19 protein-coding genes and 2 pseudogenes are annotated in these 20,830 nt (G+C 70.1%); 4 read left to right on the top strand and 17 right to left on the bottom strand.

All coding sequences use genetic code 11. The features are described 5' to 3' along the window. Window positions 1-8: 8 nt before the first annotated feature. Genes AB0435_RS29210 through AB0435_RS29200 form a run of 3 tightly spaced genes read right to left on the bottom strand, consistent with a single transcriptional unit; the run spans window position 9 to window position 3,777 of the window. A complete protein-coding gene (locus tag AB0435_RS29210) occupies window positions 9-1,211 on the bottom strand; it encodes a TniQ family protein (protein WP_366428341.1) in 1,203 nt (400 codons plus the stop codon). Continuing rightward, on the bottom strand, window positions 1,208-2,116 hold the full coding sequence (locus tag AB0435_RS29205; protein WP_366428340.1) for a TniB family NTP-binding protein: 909 nt from the start codon (window positions 2,114-2,116) through the stop codon (window positions 1,208-1,210). Before AB0435_RS29205 ends, AB0435_RS29210 begins: the two co-directional genes overlap by 4 nt. Next, the gene (locus AB0435_RS29200; protein ID WP_366428339.1) at window positions 2,113-3,777 is read right to left on the bottom strand and encodes a DDE-type integrase/transposase/recombinase; all 1,665 of its coding nucleotides are present in this window, start codon (window positions 3,775-3,777) and stop codon (window positions 2,113-2,115) included. Before AB0435_RS29200 ends, AB0435_RS29205 begins: the two co-directional genes overlap by 4 nt. Window positions 3,778-3,953: 176 nt before the next feature. On the opposite strand from AB0435_RS29200, the gene AB0435_RS29195 reads away from it, so the two are divergent. From AB0435_RS29195 to AB0435_RS29185, 3 genes and pseudogenes are all read left to right on the top strand, one after another. After that, window positions 3,954-4,805, top strand: coding sequence for a recombinase family protein (locus AB0435_RS29195; protein WP_366428338.1), 852 nt, complete (start codon window positions 3,954-3,956; stop codon window positions 4,803-4,805). A 268-nt stretch (window positions 4,806-5,073) separates the two neighbouring features. Beyond that, window positions 5,074-5,431, top strand: a pseudogene (locus tag AB0435_RS29190) (single-stranded DNA-binding protein); the annotation flags it as partial. Window positions 5,432-5,552: 121 nt separating this feature from the next. Next, the gene (locus AB0435_RS29185; RefSeq protein WP_366428337.1) at window positions 5,553-6,578 is read left to right on the top strand and encodes a transposase; all 1,026 of its coding nucleotides are present in this window, start codon (window positions 5,553-5,555) and stop codon (window positions 6,576-6,578) included. Between the two features lie 123 nt (window positions 6,579-6,701). Here the strand turns inward: AB0435_RS29185 and AB0435_RS29180 are convergent, their stop codons facing one another. The 9 genes from AB0435_RS29180 to AB0435_RS29140 all read right to left on the bottom strand — a co-directional run bounded on the left by AB0435_RS29180 (window position 6,702) and on the right by AB0435_RS29140 (window position 14,266). Continuing rightward, window positions 6,702-7,331 (bottom strand): HAD-IA family hydrolase, encoded by a 630-nt coding sequence (locus AB0435_RS29180; protein ID WP_366428336.1) that lies wholly within the window; start codon window positions 7,329-7,331, stop codon window positions 6,702-6,704. A 22-nt stretch (window positions 7,332-7,353) separates the two neighbouring features. Continuing rightward, on the bottom strand, window positions 7,354-8,898 hold the full coding sequence (locus tag AB0435_RS29175; protein WP_366428335.1) for a glycosyltransferase family 4 protein: 1,545 nt from the start codon (window positions 8,896-8,898) through the stop codon (window positions 7,354-7,356). 45 nt (window positions 8,899-8,943) lie between these two features. Next, window positions 8,944-10,083, bottom strand: coding sequence for a radical SAM protein (locus tag AB0435_RS29170; protein ID WP_366428334.1), 1,140 nt, complete (start codon window positions 10,081-10,083; stop codon window positions 8,944-8,946). Window positions 10,084-10,150: 67 nt separating this feature from the next. Then, window positions 10,151-11,056 (bottom strand): UTP--glucose-1-phosphate uridylyltransferase, encoded by a 906-nt coding sequence (locus AB0435_RS29165; RefSeq protein ID WP_366428333.1) that lies wholly within the window; start codon window positions 11,054-11,056, stop codon window positions 10,151-10,153. 118 nt (window positions 11,057-11,174) lie between these two features. Continuing rightward, on the bottom strand, window positions 11,175-12,086 hold the full coding sequence (locus AB0435_RS29160) for a methyltransferase domain-containing protein (RefSeq protein WP_366428332.1): 912 nt from the start codon (window positions 12,084-12,086) through the stop codon (window positions 11,175-11,177). 68 nt (window positions 12,087-12,154) lie between these two features. Continuing rightward, window positions 12,155-12,616 (bottom strand): hypothetical protein, encoded by a 462-nt coding sequence (locus AB0435_RS29155; protein ID WP_366428331.1) that lies wholly within the window; start codon window positions 12,614-12,616, stop codon window positions 12,155-12,157. Then, a complete protein-coding gene (locus AB0435_RS29150; RefSeq protein ID WP_366428330.1) occupies window positions 12,613-13,143 on the bottom strand; it encodes a dCTP deaminase in 531 nt (176 codons plus the stop codon). The genes AB0435_RS29155 and AB0435_RS29150 overlap by 4 nt, the downstream gene beginning before the upstream one ends. Window positions 13,144-13,172: 29 nt before the next feature. Further along, on the bottom strand, window positions 13,173-13,697 hold the full coding sequence (locus tag AB0435_RS29145; protein WP_366428329.1) for a deoxycytidine deaminase: 525 nt from the start codon (window positions 13,695-13,697) through the stop codon (window positions 13,173-13,175). Then, window positions 13,694-14,266 (bottom strand): ATP-binding protein, encoded by a 573-nt coding sequence (locus AB0435_RS29140; RefSeq protein ID WP_366428328.1) that lies wholly within the window; start codon window positions 14,264-14,266, stop codon window positions 13,694-13,696. Before AB0435_RS29140 ends, AB0435_RS29145 begins: the two co-directional genes overlap by 4 nt. A 272-nt stretch (window positions 14,267-14,538) precedes the next feature. Between AB0435_RS29140 and AB0435_RS29135 the strand changes: the two genes are divergently transcribed. Next, window positions 14,539-15,765, top strand: a complete 1,227-nt coding sequence (locus AB0435_RS29135) for a helix-turn-helix transcriptional regulator (protein WP_366428327.1) — start codon at window positions 14,539-14,541, stop codon at window positions 15,763-15,765. A 37-nt stretch (window positions 15,766-15,802) separates the two neighbouring features. On the opposite strand, the gene AB0435_RS29130 is transcribed toward AB0435_RS29135, so the two are convergent. The 5 genes and pseudogenes from AB0435_RS29130 to istA all read right to left on the bottom strand — a co-directional run. Further along, window positions 15,803-16,285, bottom strand: a complete 483-nt coding sequence (locus AB0435_RS29130; RefSeq protein ID WP_366428326.1) for an HIT family protein — start codon at window positions 16,283-16,285, stop codon at window positions 15,803-15,805. Between the two features lie 14 nt (window positions 16,286-16,299). Then, window positions 16,300-16,782, bottom strand: coding sequence for a nucleotide pyrophosphohydrolase (locus AB0435_RS29125; protein ID WP_366428325.1), 483 nt, complete (start codon window positions 16,780-16,782; stop codon window positions 16,300-16,302). Window positions 16,783-16,818: 36 nt separating this feature from the next. Continuing rightward, window positions 16,819-18,138 (bottom strand): transposase, encoded by a 1,320-nt coding sequence (locus AB0435_RS29120; protein WP_366428324.1) that lies wholly within the window; start codon window positions 18,136-18,138, stop codon window positions 16,819-16,821. A 129-nt stretch (window positions 18,139-18,267) separates the two neighbouring features. Beyond that, the gene (locus tag AB0435_RS29115; RefSeq protein ID WP_366428323.1) at window positions 18,268-19,017 is read right to left on the bottom strand and encodes a hypothetical protein; all 750 of its coding nucleotides are present in this window, start codon (window positions 19,015-19,017) and stop codon (window positions 18,268-18,270) included. A 118-nt stretch (window positions 19,018-19,135) separates the two neighbouring features. Continuing rightward, window positions 19,136-20,617 (bottom strand): annotated as a pseudogene (gene istA, locus AB0435_RS29110) (IS21 family transposase); the annotation flags it as partial. Window positions 20,618-20,830 lie beyond the last annotated feature (213 nt).

Raw genomic sequence — 20,830 nt, 5'->3', positions numbered from 1 at the left:
GAACAAGGTCAGATGAGGTCGTGGCGGCCCAGTTCACGGGCGCTGGGCAGGAAGCCGGCCGGGATGCCTTCCCCGCAGAGGGAGGAGCGTTCCTGCTCGAAGGCGGCGAGGGTGCGGCATCCGCCGGTGAGCATGCCCAGGAGCTGCCGGGCGGTGACCGGGTCGGTGCGGGCCTGGGTGAGTGCCTCCTCCCATGCGGCCATGGCGGCCTGCCAGGCGTTGCGGAAGGGAGAGGGCTCGTCACCGTCGTACACGTAGTCGTGGAGTGGGGCCTGGAGTGCGGAGGCGAGACGCCCGCGGGCGGTGATCAAGCCGTCGGCAGCAAGCTGGAGCGCGGTGGCGGCGGCGTCCAGCATCGCCTCCCGAACCTCGTCTCCCAGGTGTTCGTAGGGGCGCCAGACGTTCAGGCCCGCACGTTCCGCGTGGCCGCTTTCCTGCCAGACCTGTTGCAACACGTCTTTGCCGTGAGCGTTCTGCGTGCTCGCGGCGAGGCTGACCTCGTCGAGGAGAGCACGCAGCAGCCGGAACCAGACTCCGGCGTGCACGGTCCTGCCGGGCAGGGCGACCCGTCCGGCGGAGAGCGCCTGGTAGGTGTAGCGGTCCAGGGCGGCGCGGGGTCCCTCCAGGGGCTCGGGGCGGATGTCCCTGCCCAGAACCACCATGGCCCTCACCTCGGAGGCGTCCCGCAGGCGGCAGCGGTGCTCGGCGCAGCTGGACACGAGAGCCAGGCGCCACACCAGGTCTGTGCCGCGCTCCGGATCGGCGACGCACAGTGGGCAGGCCCGCCAGGCGGCGGGGTAGCCCAGCAGCCACGGCCCTGCCCATCCCTGCTTGTAGCGCAGGACGTGGTGGGTGCCGACGCTGCGCGCGAGCAGAACGGAGTTGTCCCGTACGTAGGTGTCGAAGACCGTCTGCGCGTTCTGGAGGGGCACGGGGAGCATGTCGAAGAGCCAGGGCACCCAGCCGCCCAGCGTCATCGAACGCAGCTGGACGAGGGGCACGCCGGTCCGCTCGGCGAGTGCGGTGAGCATCGCGGCTGGCGGGGCGACATCGAGGTCGGCCGGGACCGCCAGGTCGACGAGGCCGAGGTTGTGCTTGAGCAGGTCAGTCACCGGCATCTCGTACAGCTGGGCCAGTCTGTTCAGCCACGACGAGAGGGCTTCCAGCGGGGCGGGCTGAGGGTGCAGCGGCCAGCGCCGGGTGGCGCTCACGTCAGCTCGCGCTCGAACAGCCGGCGCCGGTCACTGGGCCCGGCATAGGGCGCGAGCAGCAGGGTCCGCTGGTTGATGGCTTCCTCGCCGGACTCGATCGCGGCCACCGCGGCGTCGGTTAGCAGGAGCGCCAGCTCGCCGATGGTGCCTTCGCTGCGGGTGAGCAGGTAGCCGGCCATCTCTATGGTCGCGATCGGCGAGGGCCTGCGCAGCGGGAACGAGGCGGCGAAGCTGGCCAGCAGCGAGCGGGCGTCCTCGTCCGCCTCCCAGCGCGGCAGGGTGAGCGGCGCGAACCGGTTCTCCAGCTGGTCGTCGGCGCGGATGGCGAGGTAGGCGTCCCGGATGCCGACGCCGACCAGCGGGATACGCAGCTCGTTGCCCAGGTAGCGCAGCAGGTTCAAGAACTCGCGGCGGCTGTCTCCGCGCCCGCCGAGCACGTTGTGCAGTTCGTCGACCACCAGCATGCGCACCCCAGCCAACCTGAGTAGCCGCAGCGTCAACTGCTCCAGGTCGGCGAGCCGGTAGCGGGCACGCAGCGGGGAGCCGAGGGCGGCCAGCAGCGCCGTGTAGAAGCGGACCACCGTGGGCTCGGACGGCATCTGCACCACCAGGACCGGGGTCTCCTCGCGGTCGGGATGGGTCACGGCAGGGTGGGAACGGCGGAACTTCTCCACGATCATCGACTTGCCGTTGTTGGTCGGTCCGATCAGCAGCAGGTTCGGCATCCGCAGCCGTGAGGGCCAGGACAGCAGTGTCTCCAGACGCTCCAGGGCCGCGCTTGCGCGCGGATAACCGATCCACCGGTCGGATCGCACGTACCGCAGCCGCTCCTCGTCGGGTAGCCGTGCGATCTGCTGCGCGGCCGGGTGCAGGTGCGACAGGTCGAGCTGCCCGTTCTCGCTCACCACTGCTCGATCACCTCGAACGGCTGGGCCATGGCTTCTTCACATGGGCCGGTCTGGCCGGCGGGCGGCTTGGGCGGCGCGGGCGCACGCCGGGGCCGGGGCGGTGCCTCCGCCCGGCGCTGGCGGTCACGGCGGGCCTTGCGGGTGTCGGCCGCCGCGGCATCGGTGATCTCGCGCATCTGCGCCACCATGGCGAACAGTGCCTTCTCGTCGATCTCGGCGCGGCCCATCTCGCGCAACCGAGCGACGGCGGCCTTCTGCTCCCACGCGCTGATCGGCGGCCGGGACAGCGTCCGGTAGCCGACCTCCACGTAGGCATCCCCGTCCGGGTCCAGCACCCAGACCCGGCTGATGTCGCGCGGATCGCGTCGCAGGACGAACCGGTCCAGACGTTCGCGGCGGGCGATCCACGGCTTGAGCACGTCGCTGTAGTACTGCACGCGGTCGATCACGAACCCCGACCGCGACAAGGTCCGGCGTATGACGGGCAGGAAGTCCACCAGGAACGCCATCTCGTTGGTCACGGTCACCGGCGGAGCCGTGGCGACCATCTCCGCCCAGGCGCCGGCCGGGGTACGGCCCAGCGTCTCGTGGACCTGACCGTGGTAGCAGCACGCCGCCAGAGCCAGCCACCGCTCAAGCTCCCGCAACGTCAACGTGGCCTTGGCGTCGCTGTCGTACGCGCCGCGCTCGGCGACGTTCGAGAACGTGGTGCCCGGCAGCTCGTGCACATCGCGCATCAGGGTGCCGATCAGCCGCTCGATGATCCCGCCGAAGTGCGGCTGCCCGGGCGGCCGGTAGCGCAGCCGGATGCCGTGCTGGTCACAGCCACGGCGCAGGGCCTCGCTCTTGAACTCCGCGGCGTTGTCCACGTACAGCTCATGGGGTTTGCCGCTCATCGGCCACGCCGCCTCCACGCCCAGACGCTCCAGCCATGGCCGCTTGTCGATGGCCGCCTGGGCCAGGCACAGCCCGACCGAGGTCGCCGACGGCGCCTCCAGCGTCACCACCAGGCCCACCACGCACCGGCTGGTCACGTCGATCGCCGCCGTCAGATAGGGACGGCCGATCGGCTTCCGATGCTGCTCGTCCACCACGATCACGTCCACGGGCGTGTGGTCGATCTGGACCTGCTCCAGCAGGCCGGTGATCTCAGGCGGTGTGCCTCCAGCCGACCGCAGCGGGCGGGTCGCCTCCCGCCCCTCTCTCGCGGCTGTCGAGGTGACGGGGTCCAGGCGCGCGATCCGGCGCGCCACCGCGCCCCGCGAGGGAACCCGCAGGCCGCGTACCCGGCACTGCCGCGCGACTTCCTTGCAGATGGCGGACACCGGGCGGCGCTGCCGGGTCAAGTACCGCCTGATCAATACGTCCTGGACGATCCCTTCGACCTCGTCTGGCAACCGTCCGCCTCCGCGGCCTCCGCTGGAACGGCCCGGCAGCAGATCCGAGACCACTCCCTGGCCCGCCCGCCACCGCCCGAGCAACACGTACACCTGACGCCGCGAAACCCCCAGCTGCGCCGCGGCCGCATCCGCCTCCACCAGGCCCACCTTCGGCTTCCCGGCGAGTGCCCCGATCACCTCGGCCTGCCGAACCGCCCTATCCCAGACTTCATCGGGCGCGGTCAGTACCCCGCGCTCGGCCACCGGCCCACCTGTCATCCGGAAGCCCCCTCGTCGCGCACCCGACTACGACCACAACGACCGTAGTGCAGGCGACTTCGGGATGTCCGGGGGATGCACAGTCCTCTGCACATCACGGTGAACGCCCAGCTCACCCATGCACACGACTACGGACATTCACACCGTACAAGCTCGTTGAGTCGCACGCCTGTCCGATGTCGACCTGCCAGGCCCCGGCCAGCTCGCCCTGCCGCACCACCGCCAGCAAGGTCGCACTCAAGTACCACACCGCCCGCTTCCAACTTGTCCCCGCCCTGCGGGCCGAACTCCACGTCGCCACCCCCGCCGTACGTCATCCCGGCTCCGCATGGCAGGCACTTCCGGTGCAGAAGGTCGCGGCGCCAGCTGTCCCGATGGAGGTCCGCCTCGGGTACGCCCGCGTCTCCAGCCGCACTCAGGAGATCCAGTCCCAACTCGACGCGCTCGAAGCCTCACAGGTGCACCGGCTGTTTAAGGAGTGCATCAGCACCCGGGTGCGCGAGCGGCCCGAGATGAAGGCCGCGCTCGCCGCCGCCCGCGAGTACCGCTCCCTGGGCGCGAAGGTCACTCTCGTCGTCCACGAGATGAAACGGCTCGGACGCGGCGCCCTCGAACTCCTCAAGGTCGCCGAGGAACTCCGCGACGCCGAGATCGAGCTGGAGTTCCTCGTCGGCCCCCTCGCCGGCAAACACGACCCGGCCGGACACGGCGCCGCCCTGTTCGCGTTCTTCGCCGCCATGGCCGAGTCCGAACGCGACTACATCCGCGACAAGACCCTCGAAGGCCAGGAGACCGCCCGCACCAAAGGCAAGGCCATCGGCGGCGTCAAGGTCTCCGACGAGGACATGCTCGCCACCGCCCTGCGCCTGCGCGACGAAGAACACCTCTCACTGCGGGAGATCGCCTCCCGCCTGGTCATCCGCACCGGCAAGAAACGCGGCCAGCACCCGTCCCCCGCCACCGTCATGCGCATGCTGCGCGAGCACGACGAGCAGACAGCGGCGGCCCCACTGGAACCAGCCCGGTGACCGATGTTCTCGCCCTTCTCCAGTCCACCGCACACGGCCCCACCGGAGTGGACCGACAACGCCACCGTCCCGGTGGCACGGGGGAGGCCACAGGGACGGGATACCCAGCATCGTACGGCCACGGCGCCCGCAGCGGGCAGCACATCGGGCTGATCGTCGCTGTCACGACAGACAACCGCCGCCGGAGCCTCGCGCATCCCAGCCACCGCTGTCAGCGCCGACCGATACGGTGACCCGTGAACGCAGAACACGGGAAAGGACCTGGGGCATGGCGGGCGAGACGCTGGTGACCGTAGCGGGCAACCTGACCGCCGACCCCGAACTCCGCCACACCGCCTCCGGCATCCCGGTGACCGGGTTCACCGTGGCATCCACGCCCCGCGTCTTCGACCGAGCGGAACGAATTCGTCGACGGGGACCCGCTGTTCCTGCGCTGCTCGATCTGGCGTCAGGCTGCCGAGAACGCAGCCCAGTCGCTGGCCCGGGGGATGCGAGTCATCGTCACCGGCCGCCTCAAGCAGCGCACCTTCGACGACAAGGAAGGCCAGCGTCGCACCGTCGTCGAGATCGACGCCGAGGAGATCGCAGTCTCTCTCACCTACGCCACCGCGGCCGTCACCAAGACCTACCGCTCCGGCTCGGCCCCAACCAGCGGCTCAGCACCGGCACACGCCCCGTTTCCGGGAACACCGGGCCGGCTCAAGAAGCAGCGCCCGCTGAGCCACACCCGTTCTGACCACTGCGCCCATGTGTGGCGTATTCCGGCTGTCCGCCCACACCAGTCCTCAGCAGGCCCTGCTATCCCTTTCGTCCGTATCTCGGCTGACCCTCAACTACGTCCTCGATGCCCAGGACCGGCCGAAGTGGCGGGAGCCCGAGGGCGCCGGCCTGCCGCCATCGGCCCTGGCGATCGTCTCGCCCTACGACATCAGCGCCCGCTATGCACGCCGCGGCGAGACCCGCTGGAAGGGATACCTCGCCCATGTCACCGAGACCTGTGACCAGGACACCCCGAGCGTGATCACGGACGTCACCACCACCAAGGCCCCCGTCCACGACACGAAGGCTCTGCCCTGCATCCTGACCAACCTCCACGATCGGAACCTGCTGTCGAAGGAGCACTTCGTCGACGGCGGTTACCTCTCCGTCGCTCTCAAGCAGCAGGTGGCCCGCGAGCACGGCATCGGCCTGGTCGGACCCATCCGGGCCAGAAGCACGCGGCAGTCCCGCAAGGGCACTGTCTTCCCTCGCGAAGCCTTCACCATCGACTGGGACAAGAAGACGGTCGCCTGCCCGCAGGGGAACATCAGCCGCCGATGGTCGACCCCACCCTCCCTCGCGCCCTACGTCACCGTCGAGTTCTCCCCGGACGACTGCCGGCAGTGCCCGGTGAAAGCCGCCTGCACCCGCGCTGACGCTCGGAAGGTCGTCTTCCTGCCTCGTGATCTCCACGAGATCCAGTCCGAGTCACGCACTGAACAGCAAACCCAGGAATGGCTCTCGCGCTACTCGCTGCGGGCCGCGATCGAGAGCACGATCAGCGAGTTCGTCAACGGCCACGGCATGCGCCAGTGCCGCTATCGAAGCCACAGCAAAGCTCACGTCCAGCACGTTCTCACCGCTATCGCGGTCAACCTCGAACGCATCGACGTCCACCTCCCGGCACCGCCGACCCGCCAGCCCAGGACCCCCACAGCACTCCAGAGCTTCCTCGACTGGCAGCGCATCCCCCGGCCCAGGTCCTGGCGCGTCGCGACCCACCCCGCTGGATGAAGACGCCGATCAGCGTTGCCATCCACAGCCGCTCAAGAACCGAATCTCACTCTCGCACAGCGGGCGCCGCTCAATCACCCACATCAACGGCCCTCGTCCAAGATCCCCGACAGCGTCAGGCACTTACTGGTTGCTGTGCTTCTCGAACTTGATGGGCAGGCCGAAGTGGCTCAGCTCGGCCACGAAGTCGGCCACTCCCTTGAAGAGGTGGGCGTGTAGTCCGGTGGCCTGTGCGGCTGCCACAAAGGTCGGTTCGTCGTCGAAGTAGCCGAGCTTCGTGGGCGGCAGCCCCATGCCCTCGGCGGCGGCTCGGAAGGCGAGGGGCGAGGGCTTGTCGACGCCGAGGTGTGCCGAGGCGAAGACGAAGTCGAACTCGATGTCGTGGTGCTCGAGGTCTGCAGGCAGCGCATCGGTGCAGTTGGACAGCACCCCAACCGGCACGTGTCCCCGGAGTTGTCGCAGGACCTCGACCATTGCGGGGTCTGATTCGCCTCGGTCGGATCGCCATGCAGCGAGGTGCTCCCGGACGGCCGCCCCGTAGTCCTTGGCCAGGCGTTCGGCGACGTCGTCGGCCCACTGCTGGTCGGTGAGGACGCCGACCCTGGCCAGGCGGTAGGACGGGTGGCTGTACGCGTAGCGCGCGATGGCGCCGACCGGGAGGCCTGCGCGCTGCTCGCTGGTCTGGGCGCCGGTGTTGCGCCAGTGCCGGAAGAGGCCGTTCATGTCAAGGAGCAGGCCGTCGATGGTGGGCATGATTCTCCTTCGGGCCAGCAGGTCAGCGTGCTTTGGCCTGGTGGTAGGCGGCGACGTAGCGGTCTGCGGTGCGGGTCCAGCTGTAGGTGCTCTCGATGCGGGAGCGGCCGTTGGTGGCGCGCCGCTTGCGCTCGTTGGTATCGCGCAGGGCGGTGACGAGGGTGTCGGCGAGGTCGTCGGGGTCGTCCGGCTTGACCAGCCAGCCGGTGGCGCGCGGGCCGTCGGAGACGATGGTGTGGAGCGGGCCGCCGGTGGCTGTGGCGATGGGCGGGGTGCCGCAGGCCATCGCTTCGAGGTAGATCATCCCGAAGGGCTCGCCCACGGCCGGCGCGACCATGAGGTCGGCGCAGCCCAGTCCGGTCGGCAGCTCGTCGTGGCCGCGCCACCCGGCGAAGAAGACGTCGTGCTCCACCTCCAGGTCCCTCGCCAGCTCGGCAGGGTGGCGGCCTTCGCACTCGCCGGGGTAGCCGCCCCACATGAGCAGGACCGGGGCGGGGTCGAGGCGGGCCCGGGCGGTGGCGAAGGCGCGCAGGAGGACGGGGAGGCGCTTGAAGTCGAGGAACCGGCCCACCCACAGCAGCACTGGCCGGGCCCGGCCAGTGCGGTCGCGGAGGCGGTGCAGGTCGGTGTCGGTGTAGCGGATGGAGCCCGGCTTGTCGCCGGGGCCCCAGCCGCGCGGGTCGGTGACGAGCCAGCGCCGCAGGTGCTCCAGGCGCTGCTGCTCGGTGAGGGGGTGGGGGCGGAAGGCGCGGATGTCGACTCCGTTGGGGATCACGGGGAGGTCGTGGTCGAGGTCGAGCAGGCGCTGGGCCAGGTCCCGGTCGTGGTCGGAGACGACCACGAGGTGGCCGGCGTGGGGTACGGCTTGGCGCAGCCGGGTCAGCCAGTAGCGGGAGTGGGTCCATTTCTGCCACGTGGTGGTCGTCAGCAGGTCGGTGTCGGCGGCATTGAGGCCGGCGGCTTTGGCGAGCCGTTGTGCCTCGGTTCGGCGGTGGGGATTGCTTGTGTGGAGGCGGTGGCCGAGGTCGCGTAGGGAGATGCCCAGGAGCTGAGCCAGGTGGGCGCGCCGGGCCATGCCGTCGATCAGCTTGAGTTCGGTGCCGTGGAGGGTGGTGATCCTGGGGATGTCCCGGTAGGCGGCGTGGGCGGCGGTCTGCAGGTGGCTGAGGTGGTGCAGGTGCAGCACCTCGGTGTCGGTGCTGCGGTTGGCGGTCAGGTGACGGGTCCAGGCACGGGTGAGGCCGTCGGCGTCGAGGGCGGAGAGGGCGCTGAAGGGCGGGTCGGGGCAGTGGCCGCGGTCTTCGTAGGAGGGGTGGAAGGGCAGCGCGGTGTGCTGGGGGTTCTCGCCGCGGGTGAACGCGGCCTGGGCGTCGTTGTAGTCGTACGGGCGCAGGTCGAGGCCCTGGTAGAACGTGGGCCCGTGGGAGGGGTCGCCGGGGTTGCCGAGGGAGCCGGCGTGCAGGCGGGTTGACCACCCGCGGGTGTTGAGCTCGTGCAGCAGGTAGCGGATGACCTGGGCGCTGCCGCCGCGCGGGTAGAAGAGGACTGCGGTGTCGAGTGAGGGCATGGCGCACTCTCCTGTGGTGGGAGACGGACGTGGTCGCGGCCGGGGTCAGCGGGGGTCGTCGATGATCAGGGGCTGGGCGCCGGAGAGCCGGCCGGCCCAGTAGCGCTCCTCGGGGTGCTCCGGGGAGCGGACGGTGACGCCGAGGACCTGGGCGAGGCTGTGACGGTCACGCAGCGGCAGCGGCTGGCCGAGGACCACGGTGCGGGCGCCGGGATCGAGCGCGTATGGCAGGCCGGGGTGCCCGAGCCGGGCGAGGTGGCCGTCGATATCGGTCGTCGTGACCGGTGGCCGCGGGGGTGCGGCGCGGCAAAGGGTGCGCTGCCGGTCCGGGCAGTGGTTGGCGCTCAGGCAGGTGGGGGTGTTGAGCACGCCGGCGCGGTCGGGGGCGCCGAGCACGTAGGCGAGGGCGCAGCTGTTGGTCTGGAAGACGGGGTAGCCCGGGTAGCGCTCGGGCAGCTGGCGGAGCCAGTCCCAGGTGGCCCGTGGCCAGACGGAGTCGGCGGCCTGCGGGTCGAGGTGGGGGTCGTCCAGCCCTGGCCACAGCTCGGTGATCTGCTCCAGGGCGGTCGGTTTGACCTTGGTGCCGACCGCGACGGTGCAGACGGCGTAGCGGGAGGCCCAGTCCAGTACGCTCTCGCAGACCTCGCGGCTGCTGTTGTGGGGCAGGGCGGGCCGCCAGTAGTGGACGAGGGGGATGCCGGCGGCGTGCAGGCGGGGGAAGTTCTGGCGCAGCGCCTGGTGGTTGATGCCGCGTTCGATGTCGGGTCCGAGGCCGGAGTAGCTGAGGTAGACGATGACCGGCAGTCCGGCACGGCGGGCGCGGGTGATGGCGTCGACGACGTCGTCGGGTGCCCGGCCTTTGGTGATCAGGCACACGGGGTTGCGGACGGAGGAGTCGCGCAGGACGTCGAGGAGGGCGATCAGGTGGGTGCGGGTGACGGGGGTGGCCAGGGCGTCAGTGCAGGTGTAGAGGGCCAGGACCAGGTGCGGGTCGTAGTAGGGGCTGGCCAGGAGCTGGTCGAGGGTGTCCTCGGGGGTGGCCAGGACGGCGGGCTTGGTGCGGGTCAGGCCCAGGTCCGCCAGGTAGCAGTAGCGGCAGCCCCAGGGGCAGCCCTGGACGGGGTTGACCGCGATCCAGGTGTCGTGCTGGTCGATGACGGGTTCGAAGGCACGCTTACGCGGCATGCGGGGTGCTCCTCTCGGGCCGGCCGCTCACCGGCGTCGGGCGGTCGGCCCGAGAGGGAGCGGCGGGTCAGGTGCTGGTGGTGGGCTGGTCGACCTCGTGGACGAGGCGGCGCAGGGCGGGCCCGTAGTCGGGGTGGGCGAGGGCGTGGGCGACTTGGGCGATGAGGTAGTCGGCGGGGTTGCCGGTGTCGTACCAGCGGCCCTGGATGACCTGTCCGTAGACCGCGTGCCGGGACGCGTAGGCGTTGATGGCATCGGTCAGGTAGATCTCGCCGGTGCGGTGCTCACTCCAGCGGCGGGTCTGCTCACGCAGTTCGTCGACGATGCCGGGGGTGATGACGTAGCCGCCGATGGCGGCGTAGGTGGACGGTGCGGCCTCGGGTTCGGGCTTCTCGACGAGGCCGGTGATGCGCAGGAGGCCGTCGTCGAGGTCTTCCTTGACCACGGGGACGCCGTAGCGGCGGGAGTCGGACCGGTCCACGGGCATCAGGGCCAGGACCGGGCAGTGGGTGGCTTCGAAGGCACGGATGAGCTGCTGGGCCCGGGGCACCTCGGCGACGAAGACGTCGTCGGGCCACAGCACGAGCATGGGCTCGTCCACGTTCCGCGCGGCGTTGAGGACGGGGGTGCCGTTGCCGTAGGGGCCGTGCTGGTCGAGGTAGGTGATGTGGCCGCGGCGGGCGAGCTCGGCGACCTCCTCCACCGCGTCCGCGTAATCCGTCTTGCCGTCGGCCCGCAGCTGGGCGACCAGGCCCGGGTTGGGCCGGAAGTGATCCTGGATGAGGTTCTTGCCGCCGGAGACGACGATGGTGATGTCGGTGATGCCGGAGGCGACCAGCTCGCGCACGGTGTGCTCGATGACCGGCCGGTCGCCAACCGGCAGCATCTCCTTCGGGATGGCCTTCGTCAGCGGCAGCAGGCGGGAGCCGAGCCCGGCAGCCGGGATCACTGCCCTGCGGATCGTCGTGGCCATCACGTCCCCTTCTTCGGCCCGCGCCGCACCGGCCGGCACGGCGCGGGCCGACGCTACCAACGCCCGGGCAACGCCGGGACGGCCAACCGTTTCGCCGCCCCGGCCGTGTCCCACCGGGCTACTGGCAAAGGAAGCTGCCGGTGAACTTCGTGACCGCGAAGTGCCCCTTCGACGTGATCGCCTCCTGGACCTGGGCACGGACGCGGTCGCGCAGCTCGCTCAGGAATTCGCCATCGACGCCCTCGCGCTCCTCCGAGGAGGCGCAACAGTGGTTGTGCCCGACCTCGTAGAAGCGCATGAACGGCGCCGGGTCGGTGAAGCGCAGCTGGTCCTGCCACGAGATGAGGCGCACCTCGTCGAAGTACGGCTCCAGCTGCTCCTGACCGTTCTCCAGGGACAGGCGCCCCTTGGGTGTGGCCTTCACCAGGTCCTTCGGCGCGCCCATCGCCTCCAGCGCGGCGAAGTGCACGTCGTACATCTCCAGCATGCTGTCGGGGCGGTCGGTGGTGAGCATGAAGAGCCCGCCCGGGCGCAGGACGCGCCGGACCTCAGTGAAGCAGCGGTTCAGGTCCGGTACGTAGTGGATCATGTAGTTGGCCATGGCCCGGTCGAAGCTGTTGTCGTCGAGCATGGACAGGTCGTCGGCGCTGCCCTCGATCCACCGGCACGGGGTGGCCGTTCCGTTGAGGCGGTCCTTCGCCGCGGCGAGCACGGCCGGGGCGATGTCGAGGCCGGTGATGCTGCCGTCAGCGAGGTGGGGCCGGATGTGCTCCAGGATGAAGCCGTTGCCGCAGCCGAGGTCGAGCAGGTCCTCGCTCCCGGTCAGGGCGAGGTTGTCGACCATGTGGTCGACCATCGACGTGGGGCTGGTGCGGAACACGTTGTGGACCCACTGCTTGACGTCCAGCATGCGGGTGTCGTTGAAGAACTTGTCCCGGGCAGTCTCGGTGGAGAAGACGAAGTGCTCGCGGGGGATGATGCGGGCCGCCAGCGCGTCCAGGGCCGGCGTGCGGAAGTCGGTCTGGGCCATGGTGAGGTCTCCCTTTTCGGGTCGAAAGTCAGCTGAGCGATGGCTTGTGCACAGTGGTCCGGGGCCCGTCAGGAGACGGGCGGCCACTTGGTGCCGACGTACTTGTGCGGGAGCAGGCCGGTCACCGGCACCAGCACGCCCTGGCCGCCGTCGGCGATGACGGCGTGCAGACCGGGACCGTGGTCGAGCAGCAGCTCACGGCACAGGCCGCAGGGCGGCACGATGCGCGCGAGCGGCGGCTCGGAGGGCTTGGGGTAGCGGACCGCGGCCACCACGAGGAGCTGGGCGCCGGTGGCCAGGCGCGCGGCGGACAGCGCGCCGGCCTCCGCGCAGACCGCCGCCCGGCCGACCATCGCGTCCACGTGCAGCCCCAGATGGATGCCGCCGTCGGCGTCCAAAAGCGCCGCCGCGATCTGGTGCCGCGCCAGCACGTAGCGGGCACTGATCGCCTCGAACGCAGCCGACACCAGCTCGCGCGCCGTGGGATCCGAGCAGGACAGCGAGGGGGCCTCGACCCGGCGGCCGGTCACCGGCCCGCACTCACGGGATCGAGGTGGATCTGCGACGGCCGCGGCCCCCGCGATCCCTGGTACTTCCCGTCGTACAAGGTGATCTCGCCCTGCGGGCGCCAGAACGTCACCTGCGCCAGTTGGTCACCCGCGTACACCCGCACGCGCTCGACCGCGTGGAGCTGGAACGTGGACTGGCCGACGGAGCCGATATCGATCAGGTCGGCGGTGACGTGGACGAACAGGCCCAGACGCGCGGCCCCTGAGCGGGCGCGGATGATGGGCACGAAGTGCTTGCTGCCCAGGACCTCGACGCTGGAGCCGAGGTAGATCCGGTCCGGCTCCAGCACGAAGCCGTCGTCGGGAATGGGCACCTCCTCGAACGGGTTGGGCCTGCGCGCGTCGAGGACCTCGCTCGTGTAGCGCACCAAGGTCGGGCCGAGCGTGAGGTTGTACGAGTTCGGCTGAACCTTGGCGGCATCGAACGGCTCCAGGACGAGGCGCTTCCGCCCGTGTTCGCGGGCGATCTCCGGTCCGGTGAGGATCACTGGCTTCTCCCTTGCGAATCGGCGGCGGGTCAGCGGGAAGCGGCCAGCAGGCCGGCGGGCGGAACGGTGGCCTCACTGATCCGGCCGAAGCGCCCGCCGTACGGGAAGCGCGTCCCCACGGCGGCCCAGAAGGACACCTGGCCGGCGACCATGCCCGCGTAGACACGGACGGGCTGGACGGCCTTGATCTCCAGCGTCCACCGGTGGCACGACCCCAAATTGCCGAGATCAGCGCTGAACTGAAGGAACACCCCCAGGCGGCCGAGCGAGCTCCTGCCGATCAGCGACGGCACGAACTCGCTGCTGCCGATCTCCTCGACCGTCGTGCCCAGGTAGACCCGGCCCGGCTCGAGCACCACACCCTCGCCCGGGATGGCGATCTCCTCGAGCTCGTGATCCGCGTGCGTGTCGATCAGCGCAGCACGATGGACCCGCAACGAGTCGCCGAGCCGGTAGTTGTAGGAGACGGGGTTGAGCTGGGCGGGGGTAAACGGCTCGAGGGTCAGCGCTCCCCTGCGGCGCTGGCGCACGATCTCCGGTCCGGTCAGGATCACCGCAGGAGCTCCCCGGCGAGCTGCGCCGCCTGCTCACGCAGGCCTTCAAGGCTCCCGCGGTTCTCGACCCGCCGCCAGGGCGTCGCCTCGAGCGGCGCCTCGGTGGGGTGCCGCTCGTCGCCGGGCGTCAGGTCGGCCCGCGCCTGCTTGCGGGCCCGGCGCAGCTCCTCCGGCGCGGTGACCTCCACGAGGGAGAACCCCAGGCGCGTCACCGCCTTGGCGTCCAGCGCGCGAAGGTCATCACACAGCAGCACGGCCGACGGCTTGATCTGCTCGGCGTGGCGAACGCGCCGGCTGAACGCCTCGGTGAGGGCGTGGGGGTTGATCTGGCGCAGGTGCGAGCCGAGGAAGTTCAGCAACTGCCCGTCCTGCTCGTGGCCGTCCAGCAGGGGCCGGCCGGCCACCGCGTAGACCACGGACTGGATCTCGTACAGGGGCGCGGCGAGCTTCAGCGTCAGCACCTCGGCGCCGGCCCGGGACACCTCCTGTGCCAGCAGGTTCTTGAAGGTGGTCTTCCCGACACCGGGGAGACCGTGCAGAGCGACCTTGGGCATGGCGACCTTGGGCATGGCGGCTCCTTCGAACAGCTCAGACAGCCGGGCCCTGGAATCACGCGGACCGGCGTAGTAGCCGGCCTGCGGAGCATCCCGCTCGGGGCCCGTGCCAACGATGATGGCCGCGCACCAGGCCCGTGGACAGGGACCGGTTGTCCGCGCCTGTCCGCAACCCGGCTCGGACGTCTGTCAGCATCCGCCACCATGGGTGTGTGCTGGTCGTAGCGTCGCGGGAGTGTCCGCATCGCGCGTACGCAAGGGACGACCGCACGGCCCTGGAGGTAGCGATGCCGGATTCCAGCAAGCAGGACTTCGCCGCGGAACTGCGGCGGCTCCGAGGAGAGATGGCGCTGCGGGAGCTCGCACGCCGGGCGTGCTGCAGCAAGAGCCTCATCTGCGACCTCGAACACCGAAGGCGCCCCCCGAAACCCCAGATCGCGCGTGCCCTGGACAACGCCCTCGGGGCGGGCGGCAAACTGGTCTTACTGGCCGAAGCCCAACGACAGCGCTCGAGCGAGGAGACAGCAACGGCCCCTCGCAGTGCCGTGGACGACCTCCTCCGGGAATGGGATGACGTGTTGCGCAGGGACTTCCTCAAGAAGAGCGCCGGCGCCGTCGGCGCCGCCGCCATCACGAACCTCGGGATCAGCGCCACGACCGCCACCAGCCAGGAGCTGATGGACGCCCACCATGCCCTGCGCGCCGCCCACGGCCGCCTGGACAACCTGCGCGGAGCGGCCACCGTGTACGCGCAGGCCGTTGAACACCACCGTCAGGTCCTCACCTGGCACGCCGCCGCGCATACCGGGGTGGAGCGGCAGCAGATCGCGGCCCTCGCCGCCGACACAGGCGGTTTCGTCGGCTTCCTCACCTACGACCTCGGAATGGCCGAGAACGCCGCCGCCTACTACCGCGACGCCGCCGGTCACGCCCGCTACGCCGGCGACCTGTCCTCCTGCGCCAATCTGATCGGCCAGATGAGCCGCATCCTGGGCGACCAAGGCCACTCCCGTCGCGCCCTCGACCTCGCCGACGGCGCCCTGCGGCTGTCCGGGACTAAGGCCCACCCCGCCGTACGGTCCTGGCTGTACGCCGTACGCGCCTACCACCACGCCTGCCTCGACGATGCGCGCGCCGCCCAGGGCGACCTCAACCGCTCCTGGGCGCTGCTCGAACGCGCCGATGACGGCGAGAAGCCGCCCTACATCGGCTACCTCAGCGCCGCCGAGCTGGGAAAATGGACCGGCCATGCCATGGTCCGCCTCAGCCGGACCACCCCGTCCTTCCTGGCCACGGGCAAGACCGCGCTCGACGAAGCCCGGGCCGCCTGGCCGGCCGCGATTGTCCGCGGCTCCGCCGAGATGCTGACCGCCAGCGCGCACATCTACGCAGCCCGCGGTGACCGGGACGAGGCGGCCGATCTGGCATCCCGCTCCGTCGCTATCGCCACAGCCACTGGATCAGCGAGGAACCTGCGCGCGGCCCTCACCGCCCAAGCCCAGGCCGCCGCCTGAGCCCACCGGCCCGGACGGAAGGGCCCCGCCAAGAACCTCACCGTCCTGCCGCCGCGAGCGCCCGGCGAAGTCGCACCGCCGCTTCGCCCTGCTCCTGCGGGGTAGGCCTCAGTACCCCGTTCTCGGCCATCAACGCGTGGTGCTGCTGCCGCTCGTACGGAACACCGGGCGGCAGCCCGGCAACGTGCCAGTGCAGATGGGCATTGCCCTGCTGACTGCCCAGCGACAGCAGATAGGTCCGCTCCGGCTCGAAAACCTGGTCCACAGCACGCGCCACGGTACGCACGACCCGCATCAGCCGCAGATAGGCGTCCTCGTCAAGATCCCGGACAGCATGCTCGATATGCGCCTTCGGCGCCACAAGGACCTTTCCCGGCAACGTGGGCCACCGGTCCAAAAACGCCACATGCTCGGCATCCTCGAACACCGACTCGTGGGCGTAGTCCGGATCCCCCGCCAGAAAGGCGCACACGAAGCAGGGCCCCGTCCGTGCCCGGGCCACGTAGGCGTCAAGGTCCATCGGCCGCCGTTCCATCAACCCGTCTCCGCCCGATCAGAGGGCGCTCCTGTTGAGGCCGGCTCACCGGGCTTCGCGAGCTGGGCGCTGATCGCCGTATCGAGCTCCGACATGGTGCGGAGGAAGGCGCTGCACAAATCGACGTCGTAGCAGCGCGCGAGGATCAGCACTGACCACAAGCAGTCGGCGATCTCGTGCTCGAGCGCCTCACGCCCACCCGGCATGTCTCGCGCTCCCTCTTCGGCCATGACGAGTTTGGCAAGATCGCCAACGTCCCCGACAAAACCCAGCATGAACTCATCTCGCCGCCAGACCCGGCCACGCTGGCGCCGGTTCAGCTGGTCATAAAGATCATGGATCTGAATCGCCCGCTCTTGCAGTGCGCCAAGGTCCAACGCGCCCACCCCTCCCGCTTCAGTCCGTGCAGCTGATGATCCCCAATCCCCCAAGAGGTCATCCCCGCTGACATCCTCGTCCGTGTGAACTTCCACCCGGAACATCACTCGACTTTCGCTGTTCTCGCGGGGCTGGTGTGATCAGGCTGTGTGTTGGAGGCCTGCTTGGGCCCAGGCTTGGTGGACGGCCTGGATTTCGGCGCCTGTGGGCTGGCCTGGGGTGATGGGGAGAAATCGGGCGGCGATGATCACGCGGCGGAGCTTGGCGAGCATGTCGGCGAAGGACGGGTCGGTCTTGGTGGTGTACCAGGGGGCCCGTGCGCGGTGGTCGGCGGCGTCGCTGGGATGGTGGCCGTGCAACGCGTACCAGACGACGGTGATCGAGTAGCAGTACAGGCCGAACGGGACGGTGCGGCGGACCGCGTTCTCGGAGCGGTTGCGGGCCTGTCCGACGCCGAGCAGTGTACGGGCCTCGGCGAAGGTGGTCTCGATGGACCACCGCCAGGCGTATCGGGTGACCAGCGCCGCGGCCGGGGTGTCGAGGTCGGTGGTGACCAGGGCCAGGCCGTAGCCGGTGGTGGTGTCATGGTCGCGGATCAGGATGACGCGGACGGTCTGGGTGTGGAAGGAGCCGTACCAAAGGCAGCGGACCTCGGCGATGTGGACCTGGTCGGTGCGGCCGTACCGGGCGACGCGCGTGGTCGTGAACGTGGCGGTCTCCGCGATTTCGGCGGGCGTGCCCAGCCTGGCGCCCTTGAGGCGGGGCCGGCCGCGCTTGTTGGTCGGCGGCGGCGCGAGGTCGAACAGCACGGCGCCGGCCGGCAGCCGGGTGGTGAGGGTGATCGCCTCGGGCAGGTGGCGCAGGGCCCTGCCGTGGTAGGCGGCGTCCGCCACCACGTCCAGGGGCCGGTTCAGGCACACGGCCAGCAGTTTCACCATCGAGGCGGCGAGTTCTACCTTCGACGGTCCGGTCTTCGGCCGCCACAGCCGGGCCATCACCGGCAGGCACACCGGCCGGGTGAGGAACGGCAGTTCCACGACGATCCCGGCCACCACGAAGCACGTCCCGCGCCCGACCGGCTTCGGGCCTTTGGCGGCGCCGTCGTGCTGCCACGCGGCACCGAACACCTTCTTCCCGCTCCGCGTGAACAAGGTGTCGTCGACCGCGACCGTGATCGCCGCGCCTTGCGGCAGCAAGGTTCTGACGATCAGGTGGGCCAGCACGATGCCCAGGATGTCGACGTTCCAGCGCGTCCGGGAGAAGAAGGCGTGGGCCCGGTCGTGCGGCCAGGCTTGGGCCAGGCCCGCCCCGGTCAGCATCCCGGTCACCGTGCCGGCCCCGGTCTGGGCGACCAGCCCGGTCACCATCGCGGTGAACGTCGTGAACCCCGGCGCGGTGAACACGCGCAGCTTCCCCAGCACCGCCAGCAACGACGCGGGCACCACCACACTCGCGGGCATCGGCTTCCCCTCCCCGGGCGCAATCGCCACAACACCGATGCTGCCGACGCTCCGGTCCGCCGCGGGTGCGAACAGCCGACCCGTCACCCACCCGGGTGGGAACCGCCTTCGCCTCCCGCGTGCCGACCGCTACCGGCGCGGCCCGAACAAGCGACGCCGCCTTGACGGCTGCTCGGGGAAGGCGACCTCGAAGTGGAAACCGTCGCCGCCGACCGCGCGCCGCAACGTCCGCAACACCGCTTCGGGATCGTCGTAGGGGCCGTTGACGAAGAAGGGCTTGCCGTCCCGGCCGAAGCCGATCGGGCTGGTGCCCACAGGTTCGCCGAGCAGCACGGCGGCCTCCGTGAACTCCTCAGCGAGCTCCCCCTCGGGTTCGAACCCGAAGCCGCGCGCGTAGGCGGCGGCCCCGAACACCAGAGCGCGGGCGAGGTCGGCCGGGACCTGCACATGCCCCTCGAAGGCGCTGAAGTAGTGCCCCCGGTGCCCGGCCAGCCGACTCTCACTCATCGGCTCCGGGGCGAGCGTGTTCTTCACCCCCAGACACCACACGTCCAGCAGGAACCCCGCTACCTGCGCCTTCGTGGAACGCGTGCTGTCCGCGGCAACGAGCACCGCAACCAGACCACGCACCTCCTCCGCATCGCCAGCCCCGGGATCAAGGCCCGCCCATTGCGGCGCACCCTCAAGATCCACACTGCGGCTCCAGCCGGCGTTCACCCAGCACCGCGGCCCGCCACCACCCGGCCCCGAGGCCGCGACCGCGCCATTCAGCACCCCGACAACGTCTCCGGCGCTCATCCCCACAGCCCTGGCGATCGCCTTCACCGACCGACCCTGCTGATCAAGCAGCCGCACCCGCGCAACAAGCAACTCATCCACAGCCGCACTCTACGGCCAACGCCAAGCACCCAGTCACCGAACGCCAGCAGTCGCACCCACCCGAGCGACCCTGCGAAAACTGCGAAAGTCGAGAAACATCCGAGGCGGTCAGGCTGGTGCCGAAGGTGGACCAGGCGGAGGTTCCGGGCTGCAGCGAGTGGTCCTCGCTGCGGCGGACCGGCTCGGCCTGCTGGTGGACGGCCTGGTAGTCGAGAATCGACATCAGGTCCTTGTCGGCGAAGCGGGCGGTGACCGCCGCAGTGCCGAGGGCGCGGTCAACTTCCGCTGCCGAGTAGAGCTTTGACAGTGCGACGGACTCGGCCATCTTCGCCTTGATGCGGCGGACGCCGGCCGCTCCGGCCTCGATCAGCCAGCTCGCGGCACCAGGGCCGAGCTGGAGGAACGCCGCTTCCTCCGCCGAGGTGGCCTTCGGCGTGCGGTCGCTGTTCTTGTCCTCGCGCGGCGGGTAGTGAGTCTCTTCCAGGACCGGCGAACCAGGCTCACCGCGCGGGTGGCGGGCGACCTCACGGGCCGAACCGTCCTCGTCGACCGTGGTGACGATCAGCTCGTCGCCGTGGAAACGGGCCCAGACCCGGGTGTCGATCAACTCGTGCGGAACCGAGTAGCGAACCGCGTCGACGGAGATCGTGGACTCCCAGGTGACCCGGCGCGTGGTCCCGAAGGTGGCGGTGAACGGACGCTTCGGCAGCGGGTGCAGTCGCTGCCGTTCCTCCGCGAGCCGCTCGACAGGCTTGCGTCGAGTCACCTTGTGAGTACGGGAGTTGACCTCGTCACTGAACGCCCGGCAGGCGGCTTCCAGCTCGCCGAATGTCTGATACTGCTCGCGCAGGTTCACGTCCTTCGGCACGAGATCGGCCTTCGCCAGCTTCACCGTCGACTCCGATCCGCCCTTCGTCTCCGGGTCCGCCGGCACACAGGTACGGATCGTCAACGGGTAGTGCCGGGCGACCTCGACGATCTCCGGGTTGCGGACCGCGATCCCCGCGACGTGGTCGGTGGTCACCGTTTTCTCGTTGTCGGTGAGTACGTAGGCCGGGACCCCGCCGATCCGGCGGAACGTAGCGTCCAGACACGCGGTGACCGTCGGCAGCGTCTTGTCCCAGATCGGGATCACCACCCGGAACCGGGACCAGGCCACCCACGCGCACCACAGCGTGGTCTTGCGGCCCTTGATCACCGGTCCGTCGCCGAAGTCATATTGCAACCAGAGTCCCGGCTCGGTCACCCACGGCCTATAGACACGCCGCTGACCGGCCCTGAACTGGGCTTTTGCCTCCGCGACCGTGCGGCGGGTAGTGCGTTCCCCACCGGTGAAGCCCATCGCGGCGAGTCTCTTATGGACCACGTCCGCGCGGATCTTGCCCTGCGAGCGGACCACCAGCTCCTCGATCTTCGGCAGATAGTCGTCGATCGCACGAGCCCGGTGACGGCGCTGGTCAGGATGCTGGCCTGCGGCCCGCATCTTCACATACCGGGCCACCGTGTGGTGGTCGCACCCGGCCAGCTCGGCCGCGGCGCGGTAACTCCCCGTGAGGTCGTAAGCCTCAAGGATTTCCATAATCTCCCTGCTCTTCTTCACCCGCTCCAGCTTCGCCGAGCGGGACTACTCGGGGCGAGCGGGGAGAAAACTGGCCGTACCCGGGGAAACCCGTGGCCACAAAATGCGCCGTAAATGGCCGCCTACGGGGAGCTTGCCAGGTTCTGATCCACTTCTTGTGGAGCAGTGACGCGGCGTCACAGGGGGCTGGCAGAATGGGTATTCGTGTGACTGCAGCGAGCTCTGGACGGCCTT

This window comes from Streptomyces sp. NPDC051173 (assembly GCF_040689515.1).
In the GTDB taxonomy this organism is placed as follows: Bacteria; Actinomycetota; Actinomycetes; order Streptomycetales; family Streptomycetaceae; genus Streptomyces.
The sequence above is the reverse complement of the archived record's forward strand: the minus strand, read 5'-3'. Positions and strand labels throughout refer to the sequence as shown.

Bases quoted from the DNA above. Each gene is read 5' to 3' on its own strand.
- AB0435_RS29200 (WP_366428339.1), bottom strand. From the start codon at position 3,777: ATGACAGGTGGGCCGGTGGCCGAGCGCGGGGTACTGACCGCGCCCGAT.
- AB0435_RS29195 (WP_366428338.1), top strand. From the start codon at position 3,954: ATGTCGACCTGCCAGGCCCCGGCCAGCTCGCCCTGCCGCACCACCGCC.
- AB0435_RS29185 (WP_366428337.1), top strand. From the start codon at position 5,553: ATGTGTGGCGTATTCCGGCTGTCCGCCCACACCAGTCCTCAGCAGGCC.
- AB0435_RS29180 (WP_366428336.1), bottom strand. From the start codon at position 7,331: ATGCCCACCATCGACGGCCTGCTCCTTGACATGAACGGCCTCTTCCGG.
- AB0435_RS29175 (WP_366428335.1), bottom strand. From the start codon at position 8,898: ATGCCCTCACTCGACACCGCAGTCCTCTTCTACCCGCGCGGCGGCAGC.
- AB0435_RS29170 (WP_366428334.1), bottom strand. From the start codon at position 10,083: ATGCCGCGTAAGCGTGCCTTCGAACCCGTCATCGACCAGCACGACACC.
- AB0435_RS29165 (WP_366428333.1), bottom strand. From the start codon at position 11,056: ATGGCCACGACGATCCGCAGGGCAGTGATCCCGGCTGCCGGGCTCGGC.
- AB0435_RS29160 (WP_366428332.1), bottom strand. From the start codon at position 12,086: ATGGCCCAGACCGACTTCCGCACGCCGGCCCTGGACGCGCTGGCGGCC.
- AB0435_RS29140 (WP_366428328.1), bottom strand. From the start codon at position 14,266: ATGCCCAAGGTCGCCATGCCCAAGGTCGCTCTGCACGGTCTCCCCGGT.
- AB0435_RS29135 (WP_366428327.1), top strand. From the start codon at position 14,539: ATGCCGGATTCCAGCAAGCAGGACTTCGCCGCGGAACTGCGGCGGCTC.
- AB0435_RS29130 (WP_366428326.1), bottom strand. From the start codon at position 16,285: ATGGACCTTGACGCCTACGTGGCCCGGGCACGGACGGGGCCCTGCTTC.
- AB0435_RS29125 (WP_366428325.1), bottom strand. From the start codon at position 16,782: ATGTTCCGGGTGGAAGTTCACACGGACGAGGATGTCAGCGGGGATGAC.
- AB0435_RS29120 (WP_366428324.1), bottom strand. From the start codon at position 18,138: ATGCCCGCGAGTGTGGTGGTGCCCGCGTCGTTGCTGGCGGTGCTGGGG.